18 protein-coding genes are annotated in these 20,426 nt (G+C 74.1%); 10 read left to right on the top strand and 8 right to left on the bottom strand.

Annotated features, from left to right (window positions below):
- The first annotated feature begins 313 nt into the window (after positions 1-313).
- From ACFU6K_RS06735 to ACFU6K_RS06720, 4 genes are all read left to right on the top strand, one after another.
- Positions 314-1,750, top strand: a complete 1,437-nt coding sequence (locus ACFU6K_RS06735; protein ID WP_380661288.1) for an endonuclease/exonuclease/phosphatase family protein — start codon at positions 314-316, stop codon at positions 1,748-1,750.
- A gap of 44 nt (positions 1,751-1,794) precedes the next feature.
- Entirely contained in the window at positions 1,795-3,792 is a 1,998-nt protein-coding gene (locus ACFU6K_RS06730; protein ID WP_380661287.1) for a phosphocholine-specific phospholipase C, read from the top strand.
- Between the two features lie 85 nt (positions 3,793-3,877).
- A complete protein-coding gene (locus tag ACFU6K_RS06725) occupies positions 3,878-4,351 on the top strand; it encodes a VOC family protein (protein ID WP_380661286.1) in 474 nt (157 codons plus the stop codon).
- A gap of 4 nt (positions 4,352-4,355) precedes the next feature.
- Positions 4,356-4,805 (top strand): SRPBCC domain-containing protein, encoded by a 450-nt coding sequence (locus ACFU6K_RS06720; protein ID WP_380661285.1) that lies wholly within the window; start codon positions 4,356-4,358, stop codon positions 4,803-4,805.
- A 38-nt stretch (positions 4,806-4,843) separates the two neighbouring features.
- Here ACFU6K_RS06720 and ACFU6K_RS06715 read toward each other — a convergent pair whose 3' ends face one another.
- The 3 genes from ACFU6K_RS06715 to ACFU6K_RS06705 all read right to left on the bottom strand — a co-directional run bounded on the left by ACFU6K_RS06715 (position 4,844) and on the right by ACFU6K_RS06705 (position 8,806).
- The gene (locus ACFU6K_RS06715) at positions 4,844-6,097 is read right to left on the bottom strand and encodes an aromatic acid exporter family protein (RefSeq protein ID WP_380661284.1); all 1,254 of its coding nucleotides are present in this window, start codon (positions 6,095-6,097) and stop codon (positions 4,844-4,846) included.
- Positions 6,098-6,216: 119 nt separating this feature from the next.
- Positions 6,217-6,951 (bottom strand): polyprenol monophosphomannose synthase, encoded by a 735-nt coding sequence (locus ACFU6K_RS06710; protein WP_380661283.1) that lies wholly within the window; start codon positions 6,949-6,951, stop codon positions 6,217-6,219.
- A 301-nt stretch (positions 6,952-7,252) separates the two neighbouring features.
- Positions 7,253-8,806, bottom strand: coding sequence for a N,N-dimethylformamidase beta subunit family domain-containing protein (locus tag ACFU6K_RS06705; RefSeq protein ID WP_380661290.1), 1,554 nt, complete (start codon positions 8,804-8,806; stop codon positions 7,253-7,255).
- A gap of 449 nt (positions 8,807-9,255) precedes the next feature.
- Here ACFU6K_RS06705 and ACFU6K_RS06700 point away from each other — a divergent pair, with 449 nt between their 5' ends.
- Entirely contained in the window at positions 9,256-11,157 is a 1,902-nt protein-coding gene (locus ACFU6K_RS06700) for an amino acid transporter (RefSeq protein ID WP_380661282.1), read from the top strand.
- A 37-nt stretch (positions 11,158-11,194) separates the two neighbouring features.
- Here the strand turns inward: ACFU6K_RS06700 and ACFU6K_RS06695 are convergent, their stop codons facing one another.
- Entirely contained in the window at positions 11,195-11,464 is a 270-nt protein-coding gene (locus ACFU6K_RS06695; RefSeq protein ID WP_049651509.1) for a GlsB/YeaQ/YmgE family stress response membrane protein, read from the bottom strand.
- Between the two features lie 271 nt (positions 11,465-11,735).
- On the opposite strand from ACFU6K_RS06695, the gene ACFU6K_RS06690 reads away from it, so the two are divergent.
- Entirely contained in the window at positions 11,736-12,101 is a 366-nt protein-coding gene (locus tag ACFU6K_RS06690; protein ID WP_380661281.1) for a hypothetical protein, read from the top strand.
- 60 nt (positions 12,102-12,161) lie between these two features.
- On the opposite strand, the gene ACFU6K_RS06685 is transcribed toward ACFU6K_RS06690, so the two are convergent.
- Entirely contained in the window at positions 12,162-12,962 is an 801-nt protein-coding gene (locus tag ACFU6K_RS06685) for a HEAT repeat domain-containing protein (protein WP_380661280.1), read from the bottom strand.
- A 95-nt stretch (positions 12,963-13,057) separates the two neighbouring features.
- On the bottom strand, positions 13,058-13,771 hold the full coding sequence (locus ACFU6K_RS06680) for a TetR/AcrR family transcriptional regulator (protein WP_380661279.1): 714 nt from the start codon (positions 13,769-13,771) through the stop codon (positions 13,058-13,060).
- Positions 13,772-13,994: 223 nt separating this feature from the next.
- Between ACFU6K_RS06680 and ACFU6K_RS06675 the strand changes: the two genes are divergently transcribed.
- Entirely contained in the window at positions 13,995-15,194 is a 1,200-nt protein-coding gene (locus ACFU6K_RS06675; protein ID WP_380661278.1) for an FAD-dependent monooxygenase, read from the top strand.
- Positions 15,195-15,275: 81 nt separating this feature from the next.
- Here ACFU6K_RS06675 and ACFU6K_RS06670 read toward each other — a convergent pair whose 3' ends face one another.
- Positions 15,276-17,288, bottom strand: a complete 2,013-nt coding sequence (locus ACFU6K_RS06670) for a hypothetical protein (RefSeq protein ID WP_380661277.1) — start codon at positions 17,286-17,288, stop codon at positions 15,276-15,278.
- A gap of 549 nt (positions 17,289-17,837) precedes the next feature.
- Here ACFU6K_RS06670 and ACFU6K_RS06665 point away from each other — a divergent pair.
- Positions 17,838-18,464 (top strand): CBS domain-containing protein, encoded by a 627-nt coding sequence (locus ACFU6K_RS06665; RefSeq protein ID WP_380661289.1) that lies wholly within the window; start codon positions 17,838-17,840, stop codon positions 18,462-18,464.
- 151 nt (positions 18,465-18,615) lie between these two features.
- Positions 18,616-19,266 (top strand): hypothetical protein, encoded by a 651-nt coding sequence (locus ACFU6K_RS06660; RefSeq protein WP_063780338.1) that lies wholly within the window; start codon positions 18,616-18,618, stop codon positions 19,264-19,266.
- 64 nt (positions 19,267-19,330) lie between these two features.
- On the opposite strand, the gene ACFU6K_RS06655 is transcribed toward ACFU6K_RS06660, so the two are convergent.
- On the bottom strand, positions 19,331-19,888 hold the full coding sequence (locus tag ACFU6K_RS06655) for a hypothetical protein (RefSeq protein WP_380661275.1): 558 nt from the start codon (positions 19,886-19,888) through the stop codon (positions 19,331-19,333).
- A gap of 150 nt (positions 19,889-20,038) precedes the next feature.
- On the opposite strand from ACFU6K_RS06655, the gene ACFU6K_RS06650 reads away from it, so the two are divergent.
- A complete protein-coding gene (locus ACFU6K_RS06650) occupies positions 20,039-20,386 on the top strand; it encodes an SHOCT domain-containing protein (RefSeq protein WP_380661274.1) in 348 nt (115 codons plus the stop codon).
- Positions 20,387-20,426: the final 40 nt, after the last annotated feature.

Genomic DNA, 20,426 nt, shown 5'->3' with positions numbered 1-20,426 from the left:
GCCGCGGCCCTCGCGGCATGTCCGCGGAAGCACCCTCGCACCCGCGAACCTGCCCGCGTAAGCACCCGGGAGTGCACCCGCGAACGCACCCGCGCCGCGGGCCGACGGCCCCGCCCAGCGAAGTTCCCGTACCGCCCGACACTCCGTCATGCGTCGTTCACGCGCCGGTCGCCGGCCTTCGGGTGAATGAGGGCCGCCCGCAGTTGTACAGCCAACTGCGCGCCCCCCTTCTCCCAGCCTCCGTGACCAGCCGTACCCGGCCCCGGCGAACCGTCCCCCGGCGGTCCGGCCCCGGACGGCGGACAGGACAACCGTGGCCGCAGGCAGCGCCCTGACGATCAGTTCCTCCACCAACCCCACCGAAGGCGACCGGCTCACCTTCCACTGGACCACCGACGCCCCCGACGCCAGGAACTGGGTCGGCATCTACGACGGCGACCGCCGGCCCGGCAACGGCGGCTCGCTGCTGTGGAAGTACACCCCGGGCACCTCGGGCGACGTCCAGCTCGACACCTCCGCGCTGACCGGCGGCCCGTACACCGCCTACCTGCTCGCCAAGGACGGCTACGGCATCCTGGCCCGCACCGAGTCGTTCACCTTCCGCCCCAAGCCCGCCGTCGTCCGCCCGCACGCCGCCGTCGACGCGGTCACCGCCACGCCCGTCGCCCCGGGAGCCGCCGTGACGGTACGGCTCGGCGGCCTCTGGTCCCGCCCGGCCGGCAACCCGGCCGGCTCCGCCACCTACCGCAAGGTGAGCGGCCCGGCCTGGGCCTCGGTCGGCGCCGACGGCACGCTCACCGGCACCGCCCCCGCCACCCCCGGCCGGAACCCCGAGCCGGTGGTCGTCGGCGTCAGGGACAGCGCGGGTGCCACCGACACCGTCACCGTCCTCGTCCCGGTGGCGGACCCGGCCGCCCCGCTGCGCCTCAAGGCCGCCAGCTGGAACCTGCACGACGCTGGCTCGGCCCACACCGACGCGCTGGAGAAGCAGCTGCGCGTGGTCCTCGCCCAAGGCCTGGACGTGCTCGCCCTCCAGGAGACCGCGGGGGAGCGGGCCACGACCCTGGCCGACGCCCTCGGCTGGTACGCCTACCAGAGCCCGGGCAGCGTCGGCATCCTCAGCCGCCACCCGCTCACCGACGTCACCCCGCCGACCGCCGAGCTGCCCGCCGCCGCGGCCACCCTGCGGCTGCCCGGCGGCCGCACCGTCCGCTTCTGGGCCGCCCACCTGGACGAGGCGGGCTACGGCCCGTACGCCGTCCAGGACGGCCGGACCGCCGCCGAGGTGGAGGCCGCCGAGAACGGCTCGCTGCGGCTGAGGCAGGCCAGGGCGCTGGCCGCCGCCGTCCGCGCGGACATCGCCCGGCGCACCCCCGTGGTGCTGGCGGGCGCGCTCTCCTCGCCCTCGCACCGGGACTGGACGGCCGCCACCGCCGCCGCCCACCAGGGGGTCGGCGCGCTCGCCTGGCCGGTCACCGTGGCCCTCCAGGGCGCCGGACTGACCGACACCTTCCGCGAGGAGAACCGCGACCCGGTCAAGGCCCCGGGTGCCACCTGGTCGCCCACCCGCAAACGGCGCGGCGACCGCCCCGAGCCGCAGGACCGCACCGACTACGTCCAGTACGCGGGCCCGCTGAAGCTGGTCGAGGCGCACACCCTGGCCGCCGGCTGGCCGCAGCCCGAGCCCGGCATCGCCGCCAACGAGTGGCCCTCCGACACCGCCGCCGCGGTCGCCACCTTCCAGCTCTGAGCTCCCAGGCTCCCCGACTCCCAGCTCCGAGAGGCCAGTTCGCCATGCCCGAGCTCTCCCGCCGCACCTTCGTCGGCGCCACCGCGGCCGCCGGCGCCACCGCCCTGTCCGGCCTGACGGCCACCCAGGCCACCGCCGCCCCGGCCCCCGTCCCCGCCGCCAAGCCCGGCACCCCGCTGACCGGCACCGTCAAGGACGTCAGGCACGTCGTCGTCCTGATGCAGGAGAACCGTTCCTTCGACCACTACTTCGGCACCCTGGCCGGTGTCCGCGGCTTCGGCGACAAGCAGGCGCTCCAGTTCCCGGACGGCACCGACGTCTTCCGCCAGCCCGACGGCCGGCGCAGCGACGGCGGCGTGATGCTGCCGTACCGGATGGACACCGCCAAGTACAACGCGCAGAACGCCGGCGGCCTGCCGCACGACTGGGCCACCGGCCACCTGGCCATCAACAACGGCGCGATGAACAAGTGGATCGCCGCCAAGGGCGAGCGCACCATGGGCTACTTCACCCGGGACGACATCCCCTACCAGTACGCCCTGGCCGACGCGTTCACCGTCTGCGACGCCTACTTCACCTCGCTGGCCGGCCCGACCGACCCCAACCGGCTCTACCTGTGGACCGGCACGTCCGGCCCCGGCCGCGACGGCACCACCGGCCCGTGGATCGACAACACCCCGGTCACCGACAACCCCGTCGCCGACTGGACCACCTACGCCGAGCGCCTGGAGGCGGCCGGCGTCAGCTGGCGCGTCTACCACAACCCCAGCAAGGACGAGCGCACCGGCGACTACGACGACAACGCGCTCTCCTACTTCAAGCAGTTCCACAACTTCCCGCACGACGACCCGCGTTACCTCAACGCGATGACGAAGTTCGACCCCGCCGACTTCGACCGCCACTGCAAGGACGGCACCCTGCCGACCGTCTCCTGGCTGGTCGCGCCGTACCTGTTCTCCGAGCACCCGGAGGCCGGCCCGGCCTACGGCGCGCACTGGGTCGACCAGGCCCTGCGGTCGCTGACGTCCAACCCGGAGGTCTGGCGGCACACCGTCTTCCTGGTGATGTACGACGAGAACGACGGCTACTTCGACCACATGGTCCCGCCCACCCCCGAGCCCGGCACCCCCGAGGAGTTCACCCAGGGACGGGCCATCGGCCTCGGCAACCGGGTGCCGCTCTGGGTCGTGTCGCCCTGGTCGCGCGGCGGCTGGGTCAACTCCCAGGTCTTCGACCACACCTCGGTGCTGCGCTTCATGGAACTGGTCACCGGGGTGGCCGAGCCCAACATCTCGGCCTGGCGCCGGGCCGTCTGCGGCGACCTCACCAGCTGCTTCGACTTCGCCGCCCCCGAGCTCTCGGTCCCGGTGCTGCCCGACACCAAGGCCCTGATGGCCAGGGCCGACGCGGGCACCAGGCTGCCCGGCGTCGCGCTGCCGGCGGTCGGCGCCCAGGCGATGCCCGTCCAGGAGCGCGGCGAGCGCCCGCACCGCCCGCTGCCGTACCAGCCGTGGGCCGACGTCGAGGTGGACCGGAAGACCGGCAAGGTCGTCTGCACGATGAGCAACGACGGCTCGGTGGCCTTCCCGTACACCGTCTACCCGAACATCCTGCTCCCCTTCGCCGGCACCCCGTACACCGTCGCCCCCGGCGCCACCGCCCGGTACGTCTGGGACGCGGCCGCCACCGACGGCCGCTACGACTTCACCGTGCACGGCCCGGACGGCTTCGTCCGGCGCTTCGCCGGCACCGTGGTCCGCGACGGGCAGGACGGCCAGAACGACATCGGCGTGCCGATCGTCACCGCCGACCTGCGCGGCAGCCTCAAGCTCACCCTGCAGGTCGCCAACGACGGGATGACCGACGTGGCCTTCACCGCCGCGCCCAACGACTTCGCGGGCACCGCGCAGACCGTCTGGGTCAAGCCCGGCAAGCAGGCCAACCTGGCCTGGCCGCTGGACAAGCAGGGCCGCTACGACGTCGTGGTGACCGCCCACACCGGTCAGCGCTTCGTCCGGCGCTACGCGGGCTGGGTGCACTGACGCGGCGACGGCCGGGGGCGCCGATCCGGTGACCCCCGGCCGTGGCTCGGCCGCCCCGACGGACCCCGCCGTTACCGTCGGGCGCATGCAGAAAATCACCACCTCCCTCTGGTTCGACGACCAGGCCGAAGAGGCCGCCGCCTTCTACACCACGCTGTTCCCGGACTCCCGGGTCGTCAGGACCACCCGCTACGGCGAGACCGGCCCCGGCCCGGCGGGCTCGGTGATGACCGTCGAGTTCGAGCTCGCCGGCCGCGCGTACGTGGGCCTCAACGGCGGTCCGGCGTTCCACTTCACCGAGGCGATCTCGCTCCAGGTGGAGTGCGACGACCAGCAGGAGGTCGACCGGCTCTGGGCGGAGCTCACCGCCGACGGCGGCCAGCCGGGCCCGTGCGGCTGGCTCAAGGACCGCTACGGCCTCTCCTGGCAGATCACCCCCCGGGTGCTGCTCGACCTGGTCGCGGGCGAGGACCGGGCCGCGGCGGACCGCGTCTTCGCGGCCATGCTGCGGATGCAGAAGATCGAGATCCAGCCGCTGCTCGACGCGGCGAAGGGGTGAGGCCGTGACCGCCTTCAGCCACCGCGGCATCACCTACCTGCGGGCCACCCCCGAGCGGGTCTGGCACGCGCTCACCAACGCCGACGAGTCCGGCCTCTACTGGGGCCACCGCAACGTCTCCACCTGGCTGCTCGGCGCACCCTGGGAGCACCAGCGGACCGACGGCTCCGGGACCGCCGACGTCATCGGCACCGTCGAGGCGGTCGACCGCCCGCACCTGCTGGTCACCACCTGGGCCGGGCCGCAGGAGGAGCGCGCCGCCTTCCCCTCCCGGGTCACCTTCGAACTCCAGGGCTGGCACGACCTCACCCGGCTCACCGTCACCCACGTCGACCTCGCCGACGAGGCCGCCCGGGCGGACGCCGAACAGGGCTGGTCGGCGGTGCTCGCCAACCTCAAGACCTACCTGGAGACCGGCCACCCGCTGCCGCAGCAGCCCTGGCTGATGCCCTGAGCCCCCCGGGGCCCGCCAGGCCGCCGGGTGGTCCACCGCTACGCCGCCGGGCGATCCGCCGCGGCGGACGTCCGGCCGCCGCGGGCCCGTTCGCCCCGCAGCAGGCGGCGCAGCCAGGCGTAGCGGGAGAACCGCTCCCGGTTCGCCACCGAGGCCCGGTCCAGTTCCTCCATCAGCCGCCGGCCGCGGTGCTCCAGGTCCATCTCGTCCAGGATGCGGTCCACCTCGGCCAGTATCGAACCGTGCAGCTGCCAGGCCTCCGGGTGCTCCTGGACCTTGCGCAGCAGCACCTGAGCGACGTTCTCCCGGCAGGCCCAGGCCGCCGCCAGCTCGGCGGTCAGCCGCTCCTCCGCCTCCTCGGCGCTGCGGCTCACCTGGGTGGTCACCAGCACCGCGTAGCTCACCATCGCGCCGCCGACGTGCGCCAGCAGTTCCTCCAGCCCCGTCGCCACGTCCGGCGGGAAGAGCCGTTCGCCGGGCGCGCGCCGCTTGGCCAGGTCGGTCAGCGAACGGGCCAGCACCCGGATCACGACGACGCAGATCTCCAGGGTGTCCAGCCCGGTGCGCAGCACCAGCCGGGACAGCAGCCCCTCGCTGATCCGCGGGTTGAACCGCAGGCTGTCCTCGGCCTGGCGCAGCGCCGCGTCCACGTCGGCGATCGCCTGGTCCAGCCTGCGGGCCTCGTGCAGCCGCTCGGCGGCCCGGGCCACCGGGGTGGGGCGGCCCAGCTCCTCGGAGATGTCGAGCAGTAGCTGGCGGGCCCGCCGGGCGAGGTCCTCGATCGACTCCCCGGCGGTGTCCACCCAGACCGGCGGTGCGAACAGCAGGTTGAACAGTAGGCCGACGGCCGCGCCGATGAGGGTCTCCAGCACCCGGTCCCAGGCCTGCGAGGCCAGTTTGGTCACGCCCAGGATCAGCATCGCGCTGATCGCGACCTCCTGGACGAACTCCTCGACCCGGACGAACCGGCCGACGACCAGCGAGGCCAGGATGATCAGCCCGAGGCTCCACCAGGAGAGTCCGACCACGGCGCTGAACCCGATCGCGATCAGCACCCCGACCACCACCGAGTTGACCCGGCGGATGCTGGTCTTGAGCGTCGAGTAGACGGTGACCTGGACGACCAGCAGTGCGGTCAGCGGCGCCGTCAGCGGGGCGGGCTCGCTGCTCAGCCGCGTCGCCACCGCGAAGGCGATGGTGGCCGCGACGGTGGCCCGGACGGTCTGGACCACGAACGGTTCTCGGGCGCTGCGGCGGACCAGGTCCGCGAGTGTCTCCGGGAGAAGGGCCATGTCGCCCTTCTTTCCCCGCGGCCGCCGTTCACACCGCTCCCGCGCCGGTCCGGCACCCGTACGACCGCATCAGGCCGTCGTCCGGCCTCGTCGGTCCTCGCCCGGTCCCGTCGGCCTCGTCAGCCCTCGCGCTTGAAGCGCAGCTTCCAGGGCGCCAGCGCGGACTCGACCTGTACGCCCATGCTCATCTTCGAGGCGCCCTCGATCCGCTCCTCGAAGCGGATCGGCACCTCGCGGATCGTCATGCCCTGCTTGACGACCCGGTAGTTCATCTCGACCTGGAACGAGTAGCCGTTGCTCCGCACGGTCGGCAGGTCGATGGCGCGGAGGGTGTCCGCCCGCCAGGCCTTGAACCCGGCCGTGGCGTCCCTGACTCCGAGGCTGAGGATCGCGTTGACGTAGAAGTTCGCCCAGGCGGAGAGCGCCTTGCGGTGCCAGGGCCACTCCTCGGCGGTGGAGCCGCCGGGGACGTAACGGGAGCCCAGCACCACGGCGGTGTCGTCGGAGAGCAGCAGCTCGACCATCGCGGGTATCGCCGAGGCCGGGTGGGAGAGGTCGGCGTCCATCTGCACCACGACGTCGGCGCCCTCGTCCAGGGCCCTGGCCATGCCGGCCAGGTAGGCGCGGCCGAGGCCGTCCTTCTCGGTGCGGTGCAGCACGCCGACGGTGCCGCCGGAGTCCGCGGCGAGCTTGTCGGCGATCTCGCCGGTGCCGTCGGGGGAGTTGTCGTCGACCACCAGCAGGTGCAGGTCGGGCACCGGAAGCTCCGCGAGCAGGCCCGCGAGGACCGGGAGGTTCTCCCGCTCGTTGTACGTGGGGACGACCACAACGACCTTGGGGGAGGCCTCGACCATGTTCTGTTTCCCTCGTGCCTGCTCCGGATGAGACCGTGCGAGTGTATCGGGCGTTCCGACCGCCTCCCGCCCCGGCCGGAGGTCGGAAGCCCGTTCGATCACGATGCGGTACCGTGACGGGCCTCGAACGCCCGGAACAGTAGCCCCGGAGACCTCCCATGACGATCCGTCGCACCACTGTCCTGCCCGCCACCGCCCTCGTCGTCGCACTGGCCGCGCTCACCGCCTGCGGCTCCGACGCCGCCGCGCCGGCCGCGGGCTGAGCCGGGCCGGCGGACGCGGGTTCGAAGGCAGGTCCTGGCTACGCCGTGCCGTAGACGGCGGCGAGGTTGTCCTGGGCCGGGCGGGTCCGGCCGGCCGGGCCGGCGGCGAAGGCGCGCAGGACGTTCTCGGTGACCTGGCGGACCAGGTCCCCGGCGTGCGAGTCGATGCCGTGGTCGGCCCGGCCGCCGCCGGGGCCGCGGGCCTCCAGCGCCTCGACCCAGCGCATCGTCCCGGTGGCGAACACCCCGGCCCCGCTCGGCACGGTGTAGTAGGCGGTGTCGGAGTGGGAGCGCCGGCCGTCGCACACCACGGGGGAGTGGGCGATCACCTCGATCGGGCGCGGGGTGGGGAAGCCGGTGTGCACCCGGTCGTACTCCACCCCGACCAGGTGCGGGAACGACGCCCCCGCCGCGACGCCCGTCCCCTCGTACGCCCAGTGCCCGGGCGAGGTGACCACGTACGGGGCGTCCACCGGGTAGCCGTCGTAGATGACGCCGAGCATCGAGCTCTCCGGGTCGGCGCCCGGGCCGGTCCGGAAGTCGGTGGTCGCCGGGGCACCCGCCTGGTGGCCCGGGTCCTGCGCCCAGGCGTCCTTGTAGCAGACCACCGTGCGGTCCGGCCCGAGGTCGGACGGTTCGAACCGGATCCGGCGGTAGCAGCAGTTGGCGCCCAGGACTGCCAGGTTGGTCCCGGCGTCGCGGGCGGCGACCACGTTGGCGCGCTGCTCGGGCGACCAGTACTCGTCGTGGCCGAGCGACAGGACGGCGCTCGCCCCGGTCAGCAGGCCCGGCTCGCGGGCCACGTCGACGCCGGTGGTGTAGGCGAGCGGCAGGCCGAGCCGTTCGGCGAGGGCGACCAGTGGGGCCTCGTAGACCAGGAACAGTCCGGCGCCGTGGTCGTAGTCGTACGGCCGGTCGAAGACGACCTTCAGCGAGCGGGTGGCCAGGCCGCCGGTCGGGCCGTTGTAGAGGCTGTAGCCGCCCCACTCGTTGTAGGCCTGCCAGGTCGCCGGGGCGCTCATCACCACGGTCCGGCCGGCGGTGCTGGCCGAGCGGACGGTGAGCGGGACGTAGCGCCGCCCGGAGCCGTCCTCGGCGTCCAGGCGCAGCAGGTAGGCACCCTCGGGCCAGCCGGCGGTGTCCACCGCGAGGGTGCGCTGCCAGCCGGTCAGGACGGTGCGGGTCGCCGGGTCCACGTGCGGCGCGGCCTGCCTGCCGCCGGGGACGTGCTCGCGGCGCCAGACCAGCCGGGCGCGGGCGCCGTCGTACCAGCCCATCCGGTAGGCGGAGACGGTGAACGTGGCGGCGGGGGTGGAGACGTGCAGGCCGAAGGGTTCGCCGGGCAGGACGCTGACCCGGTCGGCGAAGCCCTCGATGGCGCCGTCCGGGCCGGGGTCGGTGATCTCCCAGTCGGCGTTGCCGGGGAGGGAGCGCTCGTTGGTCGGGCCGGTGTGGCCGTCGGCGGTGGAACCGGCGGTGCCGGGTGGCGTGGACGCCGAGGCGGCCGCCGCGCCGGGTGCCCCGGCGGACGGGTGCGGGCCGGGGGCCGCGTCCGGGCGACGGGGGCCGCAGGAAGTGACGGCGGCCGCCATCAGGCCCAGGCCCAGAATCCTCCGCCGACTCGGCTCCGCCACCGCTTCCTCCGTGTCTTCCTGTCCCTGCCCGGTCCGTGGGCGCGCCGCCCCGGCCGGTGGCGCACTGTGCGGCGCCGGCCCGGTGCGTCGGTGCGCGCGGACATCCTCGCGTGTTTCGCGAGGTCCGTGCAGCCTGGCGCGCTGCACCGGGCACGGCCGCACCCGCCTCGGGACGGCCCGCCACCGGGGAGGGCCGTACGGGCGCACCCGGGCGTGTCGGTCCGCGCGGTTGCCCGGCCCCGGCGGGCCGGTCCCCTAGCCTGACCAGGCCCGCCGTCCGGCGGCCACAGGGGGTCCGGAGCCGTACGAGGCCGGCCGAGTCGTGGACAGGGGTGCCCGTGGTGTCGTCGGGGTCGGCCGAAGCAGGGGCGGGGCCGGTCACCCGGCGCGGGCGGTTCCGGGAGTGGATGCTGGAAGGCCTGGCCGACCTGGCCAAACAGCACCCCGGCCCGCACGCCGAGGCGCCGCACGAGAAGGGCCAGCGCTGGTGGCGGGTCATGTGCCTGACCGGCCTGGACTACTTCTCCACGCTCGGCTACCAGCCCGGCATCGCCGCGCTCGCGGCCGGACTGGTCTCGCCGCTGGCGACCATCGTGCTGGTGGTCGTCACCCTGCTCGGCGCGCTGCCCGTCTACCGGAGGGTCGCCCAGGAGAGTCCGCACGGCCAGGGCTCGATCGCGATGCTGGAACGGCTGCTCTCCTTCTGGCAGGGCAAGCTCTTCGTGCTCACCCTGCTGGGCTTCGCGGCCACCGACTTCATGATCACCATCACCCTGTCCGCCGCGGACGCCAGCGCCCACCTGGTGGAGAACCCGCACCTGCACAGCGCCCTGACCGGCAAGCAGGTGATGCTGACCCTGATCATGATCGCGCTGCTCGGTGCCGTCTTCCTCAAGGGCTTCAGCGAGGCGATCGGCCTGGCGGTGGTGCTGGTCTCGGTGTACCTCTCGCTGAACGTCGTGGTGGTGGCCAACGGCCTGTGGCACGTGCTCAAGGCCCCGCACGTGTTCAGCGACTGGACGCACGCGCTGACCGTGGAGCACGGCAACGCGATCGCGATGATCGGCGTCGCGCTGATCGTCTTCCCGAAGCTGGCGCTCGGCCTCTCCGGCTTCGAGACCGGCGTCGCCGTGATGCCGCACATCGAGGGCGACCCGGACGACACCGAGGAGAAGCCCACCGGCCGGATCCGCGGCGCCCGCAAGCTGCTGACCACCGCGGCCGCGATCATGAGCGTGTTCCTGATCGCCACCAGCTTCATCACCACGCTGCTCATCCCGGCCGACCAGTTCAAGGCCGGCGGCCAGGCCAACGGCCGGGCGCTCGCCTACCTCGCCCACGAGTACCTGGGCAGCACCTTCGGCAGCGTCTACGACCTGTCCACGATCGCCATCCTCTGGTTCGCCGGGGCCTCCGCGATGGCCGGGCTGCTCAACCTGATGCCGCGCTACCTGCCCCGCTACGGCATGGCCCCGCACTGGGCCCGCGCGGTGCGGCCGACCGTCATCGTGCTCACCCTGATCGCCTTCCTGGTCACCTGGATCTTCGACGCCAACGTGGACGCCCAGGGCGGCGCCTACGCCACCGGCGTGCTGGTGCTGATCAGCTCCGCCGCCATCGCGGTGACCATCGCCGCCCACAAGGCCGGGCAGCGCCGTTGGCGCACCGGCTTCGCGGTGATCGCGGCGGTGTTCCTCTACACCACGGCGGTCAACATCGCCGAGCGGCCGGACGGGGTCAAGATCGGCGCCTGCTTCATCGCGGGCATCGTGCTGCTCTCGTTCCTGTCCCGCCTCAAGCGGGCCTTCGAACTGCGCGTCACCGACGTGGTGCTGGACGACGTCGCGGACCGGTTCGTCCGGGACTACACCCACCGCCCGCTGCGGCTGATCGCCAACGAGCCGAACAGCCGGGACCTCGCCGAGTACCGCGACAAGATCCACCAGATCCGGCGGGACAACGACATCCCGGCCGAGGACGACCTGGTGTTCGTCGAGGTCACCGTGCTCGACCCGTCCGACTTCGAGGCGGTGCTGACGGTGCGCGGCGAGGTGCTGCACGACCGCTACCGGGTGCTGGCGCTGGAGAGCTCCAGCGTGCCCAACGCGCTGGCCGCCCTGCTGCTCCAGGTGCGCGACCTCACCGGGCAGCAGCCGCACATCTACTTCGAGTGGACCGAGGGCAACCCCTTCGCCCAGTTCCTGCGGTTCTTCCTGTTCGGACAGGGCGAGATCGCCCCCGTCACCCGCGAGGTGCTGCGCGAGGCCGAACCGGACCGGTCGCGCCGGCCGGCCGTCCACGTGGGCTGAGCGGGCGGCCCGGCCGGCGGGTCGGGGGTACAGGGGGTCAGCGGTTCTGGTGGGACTTCGTCCACGCGGGGGCGACGAAGGCCACCAGGGCGACGGCGAAGGCCAGTTGCAGGATGTGCCGGATCCAGTCGATGCCCGAGGTGTGGCGGACGCCGATCCAGCCGGAGACGGCGTTGCCGAGCCAGGCCCCGGCCGCGCCGAGCAGCATGGTCAGCCACCAGGGGATCGACTGCGGTCCGCGCAGGATCAGTTTGGCGAGCACGCCCAGCACGAAGCCGATGAGCAGAATCCACAGGAGCTGGAACATCGCAGTCCACCTTCCGGGCGCTCCCGGGGCCGACGGCCCGGTGCGCCGAATCGCCGATGACGCGGTTCGTCCCATGATCACCCGGATCGGGCGAACGGGCATGTCGACGGGAGAGTGCGCAGGTCAGCCGCGTACCGGTGGAACGCTCCCGGTGGGGAATGGGCGAGAACGCGCCGCAGGTCGGGCCGGAAAGTCGCTGTCCGTCATCGGCTCGCACGGATAGGAATGGGCGGGACGCGGACGCGCCGCGTCGCCGAGAGGAGCCGACCCCGTGATACGCCTTCGTTCCGCCGTCCTGACCCTGGGCTGTACCGCCGCCGCGCTGACCCTGACCATGGGCACGGCCCAGGCCGCGCCCGGTGACACCAGCACCAGCTGCTCCTCCTCGCTGACGCCGGGCGGCTACGTGGACGTCCAGTGGTGGAACAGCGCCGGCTGCGGCTCCGGGTTCACCCCGAACACCAAGAAGATCATGCAGCTCACCGGCTACCCGGTCGGCACCGTGGTCAACGCCTGCGCCTCCACCTGGCCGCCGGCCGGCTGGACGATCGTCAGCACCTTCTACGGCTCCGGCTGCAACTACTCCGCGGTGCCGAGCCTGGAGAAGAACTCCTGGCAGCTCAAGCGCGTCTCCTGACGGCGGTGCGCCGACCGGCGGCGCGGTGCTGTCCGTCGCAGGTGTGCCGCCGGCCGGGGCTCAGCTCTCCCTGACCGTCTCGACGGCCCCGCGGACCAGCGGGTCCGGATCGTCCGCCAGGCCGTCCAGCAGTTCGGCGACGCCCGGGGTGGACCAGCCGCCGACGGCCCAGACCAGGTCCGCCCGCACGCCCGGGTGCGGGTGCTCGGCCAGCCGGGCGAGCAGGTCCACCGGGCCGCGGCGGCGCAGCCCGAACCAGTGCAGGGCGGTGCGCAGTTCGTACGGGTCGCCCGGATCGCCGGCCGCCGCGATCCGGGCGAGCAGCACGGGGACGGGCGGCGGCGGGCCGTCCAGTGGGTGCGGGTGTCGCTCGCGCAGCCGGCGGCCGCCGTACTCGCCGCGGACGCGGCAGCCGAAACAGGTGCAGGGCCGGGTGCCGTGGGCGCCCGGGACGTAGCGCCAGCCGGTGACCTGCGGCACGGCGCGGACCCGGTGCACCTCGCGGGCGCCCACCGCGCGCGGCAGGAACACCTCCCAGCCGCGCGGGTCGGGCAGTGCGCCGATCCGCCGGACCGCCTCGGCGGCCCGCAGCGGCCGTTGGGCCTCCTGGGCGCGGTCGCGGTAGTGCCCGGTCAGGACCTCCTGCTCGTCGTCCAGCCGGAGGTGCACCGCGACCAGTGCGCCCTTGGGGCCGAACCGGGCCAGCTCGCGCAGCCACTGGTGGGTCAGGGTGTACGAGGGCAGCACGGGGAAGCAGTACACCCCGCGTGCGCCGCCCTGGCCCCGGCTGTCGGCGCGGATCCCGGCGCGGCGGATGCGCGGCGCGTTCGCCGCGGCGGTCAGGTGCACGAACATCGCCATGGGGCGCGATCCTAGCGAGCGGCCGGGGGCGGGCCGAGCGGTTTTCCCGAGCTTCGGGTTCTTCGCCACCGGGCGGTCCGGGGCGCTTCCGCGGGTCAGGCGCCGTCCGTGCGGCGTTCGATCAGGGCGGCCAGTCCGTCCAGGATGCGCTCCAGGCCGAACTCCAGTGCCTGGTCGCGGCCGTCGGGGTCGGCCATGGCGGCGGCGACCGCCGGAAAGCGGTCGGCGTTCTCCTGGACCACCGTGCCGAGGGCGGCGAGGAGTTCGGCTTCGGGGGTGTTGGCAGGGCCGGCGGCGCGGGACTGCGCGGCGATTCCGCGCACGTGCCCGGTGAGCAGGACGGCGGCGTCCATCCGTTCCGGGCCGGTCAGCCCGTGGCCGTCGAGCGCCGCCACCACCCGCTCCAGCCAGGCGAGTTCCCTCGGGCCGAGCGCCCGTGCGCCGACGGTGGCGTCCAGCAGCCACGGGTGCCTGGCGAAGGATCCGGCCAAGTGGTGGGCCCAGGCGGTGAGTTGTTCCCGCCAGTCGGCTCCCTCCGGTGCGTCCGGGGGTGCGTCGACGGCCGACTCGACCATCAGGGCGACGAGTTCGGCCTTACCGGGGACGTAGCGGTAGAGCGACATCTTGGTGAAGTCGAGCAGCCCGGCCACCTTCTGCATGGAGACCGCGCCGAGCCCCTCCGTGTCGGCGACCTCGACCCCGGCCGCGGCGATCCGCTCCAGGCTGAGGGCCGGCTTCGGCCCGCGGGTGGGTTTGGGGGCCGGGCCCCAGAGCAGCCGCACCGTGTCGTTCGCCGCCTCGGCCATCATCCGCTCCCGTCCTGTCCCGTCCTGGGGTTCCGCCCGGGGGCTCGCCGCCCCGGGCTTCCGGTCGGGCGTCCGACCGGGTGTTTCGGCCGGGCGTCCGACCGGGTGTTCGTTCAGGGCCGCCACCTGGGGGGTTGCCCTTCCCGCTCAACTGTGTCTACCGTACACAGCAATGAACAGTGTCCGCCAGACACAGTTTTACGATCCTCGGACGGAGTGGATTCCCATGAGCACCAAGGTCCTGATCTCGGGCGCGAGCATCGCCGGCCCCGCGCTCGCCCACTGGCTGGGCCGGTACGGCTTCGACGTGACCGTGGTCGAGCTGGCCCCCGCGCTGCGCGACGGCGGTCAGGACGTCGACTTCCGCGGCCGCACCCACCTGGCCGTGCTGGAGCGGATGGGCGTCCTGGAGGAACTGCGCACGCTCGGCACCGGCGGCAGCCCGATGACCTTCGTCGACCCCGACGGGCGCCAACTGCTGCACCTGCCCGCCGAGTTCGCCGGCGGTGACCTGGAGGTCCCGCGCGGGGAGCTGGCCCAGCTGCTCCACCGGCACAGCAGCGCCCGCGCCGAGTACGTCTTCGGCGACTCGATCACGGCGCTGGAGGAGAGCCCGGACGGGGTCCGGGTCGCCTTCCGGCACGGGGCGCCGCGCGAGTTCGACCTGGTGATCGGCGCCGACGGGCTGCACTCCACCGTCCGCCGGCTCGCCTTCGGCCCCGAGCAGCGCTACGTCCGCCACCTCGGCTACCACGCGGCCACCTGGCAGCTGCCCAACGACCTCGGGCTGCCGGTCGGCGGCATCGGCCTCAACGTCCCCGGCCGGCTGATGTCCGTCGGCGCCGACCACCGCGACCCGAGCCGGGCCGGTGCGTTCTGCCTCTTCGCCTCGCCCGAACTGCACTACGACCGCCACGACCCGGCGCGGCAGAAGGAGCTGGTCCGGGCCGCCTTCGCGGGCCTCGGCTGGCGGGTGCCGCAGCTGCTGGAGAGCCTGGACGCCGCCCCCGACCTGTACTTCGACTCGATCAGCCGCGCCGACGTCCCCGCCTGGTCGACCGGTCGGATCGCCCTGATCGGCGACGCCGCCTGCGGCGCGACCATCGGCGGCATGGGCACCGGAACGGCGGTGGTGGCCGCGTACGTCCTGGCGGGCGAGCTGGCCCGGGCCCGCGGCGACCACCGGGCCGCCTTCACGCGGTACGAGCAGCTGCTGCGCGGCTACGCGCAGGGCTGCCAGAAGGGCGGCGACCGCACCGGTCCGTTCCTCGCGCCGCGTACGGCCACGGGCCTGCGGTTCCGCAACGCGCTTCTCAACCGGCGCTGGGCTCTGGAGAAGATGCTGGAGCTGGGCAAGCGGGTCAGCAGCGTCGAGCTGCCGGACTACGAGCGGGAGCTGTCCCGTGGGCCGAGGGTCGCGGCCTGAACGGGAGCGCTCGGGGCGGAAGGGGGATGAGGCAAAGGGGATGGGCAAAGGGGATGGGGACAAGGGGACGAGGCGCGGGGCTCAGTGCGGTGGGTCGATCCGGGCGCCGTTGTCGAGCAGCGCCTCCACCTGGACGGCCGCGCGGGCGGGGCGTTCGACGGCCAGGGTGCGGTCAGGTGCGGGGCGGTCGGCGGACCAGCCCGAACCCTTGACGGTGAGCCGGGTGACCCGGCGGCTGCCCGCCGCGAGCACGAACTCCGTCCCGTGCGGGGAACGCCACCAGGTCCAGGCCACGGCGTCCCGCTCGAAGCGGCCGCAGGCCCGGCCCGATCCGCCACCGGTGCGCTGTGGGCCGCGGGCGCCCGGCAGGACGACGGCGGTGGCCGCACTGCCCGCACCGTCCCAGCGGTCGGCGCGCAGGCAGACCCAGGAGGCCGAGCCGGCGTTCTGCGGCAGCGGCTGGACGGCGAAAGCCCAGAGGTTCAGCAGTTTGACGCCCGGTGTGCCGTCCGGGACGGCGCAGCCGGCCCGTGACCAGGCCTGCAGCGCGTCCTGGGCGGTCGCCTCGCGCGGCTCGCGGTCGGCCTGGGTGCGGTCGGGTGGTGAGCCTTCCGGCTGGGGGCGCTCCGGTGGCGGGGCGTAGGTGAGATGTGTGGGGATCAGGCCTCCCAGGTCGGCCAGCAGGAAGGCGGACTTCTCGGCCTTCTCGGCGACCACGGGGGACGAGTGCAACTGGAGCAGGGCGGCGCCCTGGCAGTCGGCGGGCCCGCCGGCCGGGACCGGGGACGTGAGGCCGTCGGGGTGCTCCAACGGGCGGGCGGGGGTGTCGGGCCGGTCGATCCGGCGGGTCTCGGCGGAGTCCACCCAGGGCGCCAGCAGGTAGCGGACGGTGGCGCCCTGACGGCGCAGGACCACCGCGCCCGCCGTGGTCAGGTCCGCGTCGTCGGCCCGGGCGAGGTCCAGGCCGCCGTCCCGGCCGTCCTGGCGGTGCTGGTCGCCCTGACCGTCCTGACCGTTCGGGTTGTCGGTGTAGCGGGCGATCCGCTCGCCGTCGGAGAACACCACCACGCCGGTGCCGTCCACCGTCCCGGCGAACAGCAGGTGCGCGGGCGCTGCGGGCGGACCGGCGTCCGTACCCGGCTCGGCGTGGGTCCGGTTGCCGGGCCGGGCCCAGGCGGCCAGGGCACGGCCGAGCAGCGCGCCGTCCTCGCGCCGCTCGCCACGGGCGGGCCAGGCGGTGAAGTCGACCCGGCTGGTGTGCTGCCAGGCATCGGGGGCGACCCGGACCAGGTGGGACGGGTCGGTGTCGGTGCCGGTGAGCGGCACCGTCGTCGGACGGCCGGGCGCCGCCGGGTGCGAACCGCCCAGCACGCCCGCCGTGGTGGTGAGGCCGAGCACGCCGACCGCGAGCGCGGCCGTCAGCGTACGGCGCCGGCGCAGCAGGTCGGTGGGCTGCACCCGGACGGCACAGGGGTCGAAGGCCGGCGGCAGCGGATCCGGACCGGACGGCACCTGCCCGGCCACGGCCACCGCCACCGCCGGGTGCGCCACTCCGGCCTGCCGCAGCACCTCGGCGGCCCGTTCCACGCTCAGCCCTTCGACCGTCCGCAGGGCGAAGGCCGCCCTGGCCGGGGCGGCGAGCGCGGCGAGCGCGTGGTCGAGTTCCGCGTCCCCCTCGCCGCCGTGCGGGGTGAACAGCCGCAGGCCCCAGACCCGGGGCGTGAGGAGACGGGCGGCCGGGCGCGGCCGGAGCGCGGCGCGCAGCACCCGCAGGCGCAGCGCGGCGTAGTCCGGGTCGTCCGGGGTGTATGGGGTGTCCGGGGTGTCCATGGACCCCGGGACGTCGGACGGACCGGGTGCGGACTTGCGGACGGCGGTTCGGTCCGTGCGGGCCCAGCGGGTGGGCAGGGCGCGCTGGACGGCGGCGTGCGCGGCGAGCACCCGGGTGTGCCGGTCGCGGTCGGCCGGCAGCGCCAGGTACGCGAGCCGGACCAGCCGTCGGTAGTGGCGCACCAGCGAGGCCTCCGCCAGGGCCACCGGGCGCGCCGCGACGCCCCGGCGCAGCGCGGCCGTGCTCACCGTCCGTACTGCCAAGGGGCCCTCCCGGGAGCCGTGCCGCTGTCGTGGTGGACGGTCCAACGAGTCGATCATGTGATGGTTGCGCCGTCCGGGGTGATCGGCGGGCATATGACGGACGCGCGGCGGGCCACCGTCGGCAGGGCGTCCGGCGAGCGCCGGCGGCCCGCGCGGTACCGACGAGCGGCGGGTTGATCTCTTTGCGCCGCAGTCCGGGGATCCTCGCACGGGCTGTCGACAGCGAGGTCATGACGCGAGAAGGACCCGTTTCCGCAGGAGCTCAAAGCCGGCGCGACCGTACATCCGGCGCTTGAACGTCCTGATCCGGTTGACGTGGCCTTCGGCGACGCCGGAGTTCCAGGGGGGGTGAGCCCGTCGGGGGCGTGGTGTCGGGGCCGTGTGAGCAGGTCGGGGTCCAAGGTCCCACCCGTTCAGCCCCTTGGCCCCTGGCGGTCGCGGCCGCCACGGGCGATGCTGCCGGTACCGGCCGGGACGACCCGCATCCGGTCGGACCAGCCCTGTTGGACGAGGTGAACCGGCGTGCGGCATGCCACCGTCGAATCCGTGATGACCAGCCCCGTGGTCCTGGTCTCGCCCGAGACCGGATTCCGGGAGATCGTGACGCTGCTGAGCGAGTACGACATCACCGGCGTACCGGTGGTGGACCCGGAAGGGCGACCGCTCGGCGTGGTGTCGGAGGCCGACCTGCTGCGCACCCTGGCCGCGCAGGACGACCCGGCCAGCCTGCTGCCCGCGCCCGAGTCGGCGCAGGCGGGCCCGGACGGCGAGGTGACCGCGGCCGACCTGATGACGGCGCAGCCGGTCTGCACCACGCCCGGTACCAGCGTGGTCGCGGCGGCCCGGCTGATGAGCCGGCACGGCCTGAAGCGGCTGCCGGTGCTGGACGAGGAGGGGCGGGTCGTCGGCATGGTCAGCCGCGGCGACCTGCTGCGGGTCTTCCTGCGCGAGGACATGGTGATCCGGCGGGAGATCGTCGAGGAGGTGCTCGGCCGGATCGACGGGGTCAGCCCGGCGGAGATCGGGGTGGAGGTCACCCAGGGGCGGGTGGTGCTCAGCGGCACCGTGCCCGAGCCGTACCTGGTGCCGATCGTGCTCAACCTGTGCCGCTCGGTGGACGGGGTGGTCTCGGTGACCGACCGGCTCGGGGCCGGAGGCGCGGCACCTGTCGGCTGACCGGCCGCTGACCGGCCTCGCCATCCTCGAATCGCACGTTCGTCCCGGACCCGAACGATCCACTTCGCATACTGCGGAGGGTATCGGGTAACTCACCCTGTGTGCCTGGCGGTGCGGACTGCCGGGACGCCAGCGCTCCGGGGAGGCGGCCGTGGCAGTCGTGTTCGACGCGGACTTCACTTCGACCAGGCAGTGGATCGCCGGGCGCAGCAGCGCCTATCCCCGGATGGGGCCGACCAACCGGAGCGACCACAAACTCGACTACCTCAGCCGCGACTACTGCCCCGACGGGCAGTTCACGGCGGTCAGGCGGCACAGTGGCGGGCTGTGGAGCTGCAGTCTGCTGACCACCGAGGGCAGTCCGGACGGCTTCCAGCTCCGCGCCGGGGACGTGCTGTCGGCGAGTGTGACACTGCCCGTCGAGCTGGGTGCCTGGCCGGCGATCTGGACCTGGCGGGACGGCGGCAACGAGGTGGACGTCTTCGAGTACCACCCCGACAACCCGGACCTGCTGGAGATCTCCAACCACGTCCGCGGCGGCTTCCGGTACTGGCACGGTGCGAGCGCCGGGATCGGGCCGGGGGCGACCTTCGGCCTGCGGGTGGTGCTCGGCGCGAACTCGGTGGACTGGTACGTGGAGGACGAGCTGGTCTACGCGGACCTGCACGGGGTCGGGTCCGCGTGGCACGCGTACCTGATCGTCAACATGTCGGTGGCGGACGGGACGTATCACGACCGGCCGCCGTACGGCGGGCCGGACCGGCTGAGCTGGGTGTGCCACAGCCTCCAGGTCGAGCGCTGAGGGGGCGGGCGCGGGCGGGTGCGGGTGCGGGTCGGTAGGAGAGGGCGGGCGGGGGTCCGGGTGGCTACGGTTCCTGGGGCGCGAAGGAGGCGGTGATCGGGCCGCGGGGGGTGTACCCGCCGCGTGCGTCGACCGGGGTGAGCAGGCCGCGGGGGCCGTGCGAGCCGTACGGGTTGTACGGGTCGTGTGGGTCGTGCGAGCCGTGCGGGCCGTGTGATCCGTGCGGGTCGGAACGCTGGAACCAGACCGCCCGGCGGAACGGGCCGATGTGGGCCGGGTCGGCCACGTACAGGTCGTCGCGCGGGGCGCGCTCGTTGCCCGGGGCGAGCGCCGCGTCCACGGCGCGGTCGGCGATCGCGCGCAGCAGCGCGGTGGCGGTGGCCTCGGCGGCCGCCGGTGCGATGGCCAGGGCCGTGAGCTCGGCCCAGAGCGCGGTGGCGACGTAGCCGATGGGGGAGTGGCCGAGCGCCGGGTGGGGGCGCGGGTCCGGGTGGCGCCGCAGCACCCCGGCGGCGGCGAGCTGCTCGGGAGAGCGGTCGCCCTCCGGCGGGTGGAAGGTCATGGGCGGCTGGTGAGCCGTGGGCCGCTGGGGGTGGAACGCGGGCGGCGGGTGGTGGGTCACCAGCGGCACGCTACCCCGTGGGCCCGGGAACGGTTGCCGGAACGTTTTCTCAGCTCGCCCTCACACGGCTTTCACCGTCGGCGGGAGCACGATGGTGGTAGGCGCTGCTCACCTCGGCGGGCCCCGATGGGGCCGGAGGAGGAGGTCCTGATGAGGCACTGGCACGGGCACGGCCACTACGTGGGTGGCTGGGGCGTGGGGCTGATGGCGTTCGGGACGCTGATGTTCCTGGTGATCGTCATTCTGCTCGCCGTGGCCCTGTTCCGCTACGTCACGCGCTCGCGGCAGCCGGTCCCGCCAGGTCGTGCGGCTTCCGGCGCCGGTGGACCCGGGGTGGGCGGTCCGCACGGCTGGGGCCCGGTGGGGCAGGGGGGCCAGGGAGGCCAGGGGGTGCCCCCGGAGCAGCTGCTCGCGGAGCGGTTCGCGCGGGGCGAGATCGACGCGGAGGAGTACCGGCACCGACTGGACACGCTGCGTTCGGCGTTCGGGCCGGGCTGAGACTTATTCCGGGGGCGACGGACCGGGCACTACTGGGTTT

The organism is Kitasatospora sp. NPDC057512 (assembly GCF_042802135.1).
In the GTDB taxonomy this organism is placed as follows: Bacteria; Actinomycetota; Actinomycetes; order Streptomycetales; family Streptomycetaceae; genus Kitasatospora.
The sequence above is the reverse complement of the archived record's forward strand: the minus strand, read 5'-3'. Positions and strand labels throughout refer to the sequence as shown.

Excerpts from the sequence above, each read along its gene's own strand:
- ACFU6K_RS06700 (WP_380661282.1), top strand. The coding sequence starts at position 9,256 with ATGCTGGAAGGCCTGGCCGACCTGGCCAAACAGCACCCCGGCCCGCAC.
- ACFU6K_RS06685 (WP_380661280.1), bottom strand. The coding sequence starts at position 12,962 with ATGGCGATGTTCGTGCACCTGACCGCCGCGGCGAACGCGCCGCGCATC.
- ACFU6K_RS06675 (WP_380661278.1), top strand. The coding sequence starts at position 13,995 with ATGAGCACCAAGGTCCTGATCTCGGGCGCGAGCATCGCCGGCCCCGCG.
- ACFU6K_RS06680 (WP_380661279.1), bottom strand. The coding sequence starts at position 13,771 with ATGATGGCCGAGGCGGCGAACGACACGGTGCGGCTGCTCTGGGGCCCG.
- ACFU6K_RS06710 (WP_380661283.1), bottom strand. The coding sequence starts at position 6,951 with ATGGTCGAGGCCTCCCCCAAGGTCGTTGTGGTCGTCCCCACGTACAAC.
- ACFU6K_RS06715 (WP_380661284.1), bottom strand. The coding sequence starts at position 6,097 with ATGGCCCTTCTCCCGGAGACACTCGCGGACCTGGTCCGCCGCAGCGCC.
- ACFU6K_RS06650 (WP_380661274.1), top strand. The coding sequence starts at position 20,039 with ATGAGGCACTGGCACGGGCACGGCCACTACGTGGGTGGCTGGGGCGTG.
- ACFU6K_RS06665 (WP_380661289.1), top strand. The coding sequence starts at position 17,838 with ATGACCAGCCCCGTGGTCCTGGTCTCGCCCGAGACCGGATTCCGGGAG.
- ACFU6K_RS06705 (WP_380661290.1), bottom strand. The coding sequence starts at position 8,806 with ATGGCGGCCGCCGTCACTTCCTGCGGCCCCCGTCGCCCGGACGCGGCC.
- ACFU6K_RS06725 (WP_380661286.1), top strand. The coding sequence starts at position 3,878 with ATGCAGAAAATCACCACCTCCCTCTGGTTCGACGACCAGGCCGAAGAG.
- ACFU6K_RS06695 (WP_049651509.1), bottom strand. The coding sequence starts at position 11,464 with ATGTTCCAGCTCCTGTGGATTCTGCTCATCGGCTTCGTGCTGGGCGTG.
- ACFU6K_RS06730 (WP_380661287.1), top strand. The coding sequence starts at position 1,795 with ATGCCCGAGCTCTCCCGCCGCACCTTCGTCGGCGCCACCGCGGCCGCC.